Annotated in this window: 5 protein-coding genes; 2 read left to right on the forward strand and 3 right to left on the reverse strand. The window is 34.7% G+C overall.

The genetic code is table 11. The annotated features are described in order from the left end of the window. Window positions 1-275: 275 nt before the first annotated feature. The 3 genes from AC3ASS_RS13435 to AC3ASS_RS13445 all read right to left on the reverse strand — a co-directional run bounded on the left by AC3ASS_RS13435 (window position 276) and on the right by AC3ASS_RS13445 (window position 3,033). Window positions 276-1,778: an AbgT family transporter gene (locus AC3ASS_RS13435; protein ID WP_488284038.1), complete on the reverse strand. Its 1,503-nt coding sequence runs from the start codon at window positions 1,776-1,778 to the stop codon at window positions 276-278. A 303-nt stretch (window positions 1,779-2,081) separates the two neighbouring features. Continuing rightward, a complete protein-coding gene (gene bcp, locus AC3ASS_RS13440; protein ID WP_488284034.1) occupies window positions 2,082-2,549 on the reverse strand; it encodes a thioredoxin-dependent thiol peroxidase in 468 nt (155 codons plus the stop codon). A 73-nt stretch (window positions 2,550-2,622) separates the two neighbouring features. After that, a complete protein-coding gene (locus AC3ASS_RS13445) occupies window positions 2,623-3,033 on the reverse strand; it encodes an ion channel (RefSeq protein ID WP_488284035.1) in 411 nt (136 codons plus the stop codon). Window positions 3,034-3,189: 156 nt separating this feature from the next. On the opposite strand from AC3ASS_RS13445, the gene AC3ASS_RS13450 reads away from it, so the two are divergent. Beyond that, the gene (locus AC3ASS_RS13450) at window positions 3,190-4,482 is read left to right on the forward strand and encodes a glutamate-1-semialdehyde 2,1-aminomutase (protein ID WP_488284036.1); all 1,293 of its coding nucleotides are present in this window, start codon (window positions 3,190-3,192) and stop codon (window positions 4,480-4,482) included. Between the two features lie 176 nt (window positions 4,483-4,658). After that, entirely contained in the window at window positions 4,659-5,774 is a 1,116-nt protein-coding gene (locus AC3ASS_RS13455; RefSeq protein ID WP_488284037.1) for an FUSC family protein, read from the forward strand. Window positions 5,775-5,916: the final 142 nt, after the last annotated feature.

Genomic DNA, 5,916 nt, shown 5'->3' on the forward strand with positions numbered 1-5,916 from the left:
ATCTATCCGCCTCATTTACTCGATATGACCTTCGACAGAAAGAGCTTTGTTTTGTTATGCAAACTCACTCAATCATATCTAGCCTTATATGAGGTTCGTGTTCCTCGGACCGGTGTTTTGCCTCCAGCTTCCTTCAGATTCCGCGTCACCACGGACACCCTTGCTCTTGGCTAACCTCTACTTCTGTCTTCGGGGTTCGGGACTTACACCCTATAGTTCATGTACATGCCGGGCGCACATAAACAAAAGCTCAGAGATCGCCTCTGAGCTTTCTTTTAACCATTATAGTAGATTGGTGCACCTGGTCCTAAATCTAGTCCAGTGAGCATCCACACAATTAGCATAATTACCCAAATGATTGTAAATGCAATAGAATAAGGTAACATTGTAGAAATTAAAGTTCCTATTCCTACTTTCTTATCATATTTTTGTGCAAATGCAATTACTATTGCAAAATAAGGCATTAACGGTGAAATAATATTTGTCGTTGAGTCGGCTATCCTATATGTTACTTGTGCTAATTCAGGTGAAATCCCAAGTTGCATCATCATCGGTACAAATACAGGTGCCATGAGAGCCCATTTTGCTGATGCACTTCCTATAAATAAATTAATAAATGCTGTTACAAGAATAAAAGCAAGAATTAGAATAATAGGTGCATCTTTTAATCCTAAATTTTGCAACAATTCTGCACCTGATAGTGCTAATACTCGTCCAATATTTGAATGGTTAAAGTATCCGATAAATTGACCTGCTGCAAAAGCAAGAACAATGTACATTCCCATTGTAGCCATTGTATCAGATAATTGATTGGCTACATCTTTATCGTTTTTTATTGATTTTGTTACTTTTCCGTATACAAACCCTGGAATAAAGAAGAAAATTAATAGAACAGGGACTAAATTGTGTAAAAATGGAGAATCAACAAATTTCCCCGTACCACCTAATGGTCCGAAATTTGGAATAGCTAATAAAGCTAAACAGATGGTTGTAATAATTAGTGAAATAAATGCAGCCCATAATCCTTTTTTCTCAATTGGTGAAAGAGAATTTACTTCTTCTTGATATTCTCCTTTATATTTTCCTAAGCGAGGTTCAATGACCTTCTCCGTAATATAGGTACCTACAATAGTAAGTACAAAAACAGATACAAACATAAAATAATAGTTCATTGCATAGTTCATGCTATCAGCATATGCTGGGTCTATTGTTTTAGCTGCTTCAATAGTTAATCCACCTAATAATGGGTCAAGTGATGTTAATAATAAGTTTGCGCTAAAACCCCCAGAAACCCCAGCAAATGCGGCTGCTAAACCTGCTAATGGATGTCTACCCATTCCAGCAAACAATACAGCCCCTAGTGGAGTTAAAACAACATAACCAGCATCTGCTGCCATACTTGACATTATTCCACCGAAAACTAATGCTGCTGTAATTAATGATTTTGGTACTGCAGTAACAAATCCACGTAAAGCTGCACTAATTAAACCTGAACGCTCTGCAATTCCAATACCTAGCATTGTTACAAGAACTGTTCCTAATGGTGCAAATCCAGTAAAGTTTGTAACAGCGCTTTCAAACATGTACTGTATTCCTTCTTTACTTAACAGGTTAAAAACCTCAGTTTTGCCTGTTTCTGACGCAGGATCATCTACAGACAATCCAATTATGGAAAGAAAAGCTGATAAAAGTACAACAAGTGCTGCAAAAATAAAGAATAGTGTAATAGGATGTGGAAGTTTGTTTCCTACAATTTCGATTTTATCCAGCAAACGCATAAAAATACCTTTCTTTTCTACTTTTGCTTCCAAAAGATTCCCCCCTAATATAAAAAATTTTACATAGACTTCTATTATAAGAACTTTTTAAAATTTTTCAACATCATTTAATAATTTGGTCGATTTTTCCTATAAAAAAACTACCGGTTTATATAAAACCGGTAGTATCCAATGTTTAGGCCCGACAAACGATGAGTGAAGATCTTTGAGGAGGTATGCCCTACTATACATTATTCTTATATGAAAAAATGGAGTGGACAAATGCCTTTTTCAATAAAAATAGGCGTCTTTAGGTCAATAGTTTTACGATAAATGCTCTTTTACATATTGAAGAACCTCTTCCACATGTCCATTTACTTTTACCTTACGCCACTCATTTACAATTTTCCCTTCTTGATCAATCACAAATGTTGAGCGTTCTATTCCCATATATTCTTTGCCAAAATTCTTTTTCAATTTCCAAACACCATATTTCTCAGCTACTTCATGATCTTCATCGGATATTAATAAAAATGGCAATTGATACTTTTCAATAAACTTTTCATGACGTTTCAATGGATCTGTACTAACACCGATAATGACGCAATTTAAGTCTCTAAATTCCTCATATTGATCACGAAAATCACATGCTTCAGTTGTGCAGCCAGGAGTCATATCTTTCGGATAAAAATAAAGAACAACATTTTTCCCAAGAAAATCACTTAGTTTTACTATTTGTCCGTTAGTAGCTTCTTTTTGAAAATCAGGGGCTAATTGTCCAACATTAACCATAGTTATACTCCCTTCATGATTGAATATTTACGATTAGCGTAACGAATAGAGTCACATAAGACAAGTATAATGCTTAACTTTTGTCATCCCATAAAATTACGGAGCGAACGACATATGCCGCCGGGATACTATAACCGATTAACGCCTCAACTATGGCAATAAATCGACCTACACCGACTGGCGAAATATCTCCAAACCCAACAGAGAAAATCGTAACCCCGCTAAAATATAAACTTGTTTTTAACATAAATTTATAATCTCCAGTTATGACATCTCCATTCTCTGAAAAAACAAAATATCCATTTTCATAAAACAATACATATATTAATGCAAATCCAATCATAATCGTCGCATAAACACTCATAATGTAAATTAAACTTTTTACCGATAGATGCTTTTCTTTTAAAGTTGAAGGGATAAAAAGCGTTCTTAAACTCATTACCATACATACGATGATGACGAACAACGAAACATAAAAAACCATAGCGGTTCCCCCACTTTTTATTTCATAAAACTATACGCCACCCTTGTCCAAATTATGACTAACGCTAATTTCTAAACCTAAATACTACAAATGATGACATGAACTCGAAAAAACTGCTAGAATAATAGCTATGAACAAGTTTTAGGAGGAATATAAATGGATTTCAAACAGTCAGAGTTACTACATCAAGAAGCATTGGAACATATTGTTGGCGGAGTGAATAGTCCTTCCCGTTCATATAAAGCTGTTGGTGGAGGAGCACCAGTAGCAATGGAAAAAGCGAAAGGTGCCTATTTTTGGGATGTAGATGGAAATAAATATATTGATTACTTAGCCGCATATGGCCCAATTATTACCGGCCATGCACATCCTCATATTACAAAAGCTATTCAAAAAGCTGCTGAAAATGGTGTATTATATGGCACACCAACACCATATGAAGTGAAATTTGCAAAAATGTTAAAAGAAGCCATTCCATCTATGGATAAAGTGCGTTTTGTAAACTCTGGAACAGAAGCAGTTATGACTACCATTCGTGTAGCTCGGGCATACACCGGAAGAGATAAAATCGTTAAGTTTGCCGGATGTTATCACGGACATTCTGATTTAGTATTAGTCGCTGCAGGCTCTGGTCCTTCTACACTTGGAACTCCAGATTCAGCAGGTGTACCAAAAAGTATCGCTAAAGAAGTAATCACTGTTCCATATAATGATGTGGAAGCTTTCCAAGAAGCAATGGATCATTGGGGAGACCAAGTAGCTGCTGTTCTTGTTGAACCTATTGTCGGAAATTTTGGGATTGTTCAACCTAAAGAAGGATTTTTAGAAAAAGTAAATGAGATTACTCACCGTGCGGGTGCTCTTGTTATTTATGATGAAGTTATTACTGCTTTTCGCTTTATGTACGGGGGTGCTCAAGATTTACTAGGAGTCAAACCTGATTTAACAGCACTTGGAAAAATAATTGGCGGTGGATTACCAATTGGTGCTTATGGTGGCCGTAAAGAAATTATGGAAAAAGTCGCACCATTAGGCCCAGCATATCAAGCAGGTACAATGGCAGGAAACCCAGCATCGATTTTAGCAGGAATTGCATGTCTTGAAGTATTAAAAGAAGATGGAGTTTACGAATATTTAGATCGGCTCGGTGCTCAATTAGAAGAAGGAATTCTTCGCGCTGCTCAAACTTATCATATCCCTATTACTATTAACCGGTTAAAAGGAGCGCTTACCGTATATTTTACTAATGAAACAGTGGAAAACTATGCACAAGCAGAAAACACAGACGGTGAAATGTTTGCTAAGTTTTTTAAACTGATGTTAAAACAAGGGATAAACTTAGCTCCTTCAAAATATGAGGCGTGGTTTATTACCATCAGTCATACTGAAAAAGATATCCAAGATACAATTGAAGCTGTAAACAACGCTTTTAAAGAATTAGCAAAATAAAAATTACCTTTCCCTCATGTTTTATGAGGGAATTGTTTATTTTTCCTTTATTTGTTCATTTCTTTTTGTTATAAATTTGTCATAATGGTATAATCATATTTCCTATTCTTCATATTATGATATCGTGTGGGATACATTTTTCTCCTTAAGATTCGAACAATCGTGGTAAGGGAATAATGGATTCAGACAAAAAAAAGAAAGAAAGGAAATCAATAGAAATGAAATTAGGAGCCCGTATTTTCAAAACGGGAATTGCAATTGTTTTGGCACTTTTTATAGCAGAACTACTGAATGTACCTTCACCGGTATTCGCAGGAATATCGGCTGTTTTTGCGGTTCAACCTACTATTTATCGTTCTTATTTAACAATTCTAGAACAGTTACAGGGAAATATTATTGGTGCGATAATAGCAGTAATTTTCGTATTATTGTTTGGTAACCATGTTATCTTTATTGGCCTTGCTGCAATCATTATTATTATCATTAACTTAAAATTAAACTTGGAGAAAACAATTTCTCTTTCTCTAGTAACTTTAATCGTTATTATGCAAAGCCCGTCCGAGGGGTTTATTGAATTTGCATCAGTAAGATTTTTTACCATTATGCTTGGGGTACTGTCAGCGTTTATTGTTAATCTCATCTTTCTCCCACCAAAATATGAAAAAAAATTATTTGAATCTATATCCGAAGTTACGGGAGAAATATTAAAATGGATTCGACTCTGTTCAAGAAAAAGAATTGACCATCAATCTTTAAAAGTTAATGTTGAAAAAAAGAAAGATCAGATTAATAAAATAGAGTCTTTATACATGATGTTTAAAGAAGAAGGACCTCGTTTTAGAAAAAGAAGTTTAGCTAATCAGCGGAGATTAGTAATTTACAGACAAATTATGAGTACAACAAGAGCGGCATTTCATATTTTAAAACGATTTTACCGTTTTGAAAATGAATGGAATCACGTGCCCAAAAGCTTTTGTATTACTGTTCAACAACAGCTAGATCATTTAACAAATATTCACGAACAACTGTTACTAAGACTATCAGAAAATATAAAAACTCCTATTCAATCATCGGAAGAATACTTACAAAACCGAAAATTATTATTAGATTTATATATGGAATATCAAAATCATAATAATGATTTGGATACCCTTCATCTTTACCATTTAATGCACATTATATCTGCCATTACCGAATATAGTGAGCATTTGGAACATCTTGACATCTTAATTAACAGTTTTCAATCATTTCACAAACATGAGAAAAAAACAGAATTAGAAGAAACCATTTAACGAGGAAATCATCCTCGTTTCAGCTTGTAGACAAAGTCCCTTACTTAGGGGCCAAATCTACAGGCTTTTTTGTATAATAGGGATAGAATTCTTGGTTAACGGGGGAAATTTAGGATGTTATCGAAGCGTACTGACAATAATC

The organism is Bacillus sp. JST-5 (genome assembly GCF_057747715.1).

Bases quoted from the DNA above. Each gene is read 5' to 3' on its own strand.
- AC3ASS_RS13435 (WP_488284038.1), bottom strand. From the start codon at position 1,778: ATGCGTTTGCTGGATAAAATCGAAATTGTAGGAAACAAACTTCCACAT.
- bcp (WP_488284034.1), bottom strand. From the start codon at position 2,549: ATGGTTAATGTTGGACAATTAGCCCCTGATTTTCAAAAAGAAGCTACT.
- AC3ASS_RS13445 (WP_488284035.1), bottom strand. From the start codon at position 3,033: ATGGTTTTTTATGTTTCGTTGTTCGTCATCATCGTATGTATGGTAATG.
- AC3ASS_RS13450 (WP_488284036.1), top strand. From the start codon at position 3,190: ATGGATTTCAAACAGTCAGAGTTACTACATCAAGAAGCATTGGAACAT.
- AC3ASS_RS13455 (WP_488284037.1), top strand. From the start codon at position 4,659: ATGGATTCAGACAAAAAAAAGAAAGAAAGGAAATCAATAGAAATGAAA.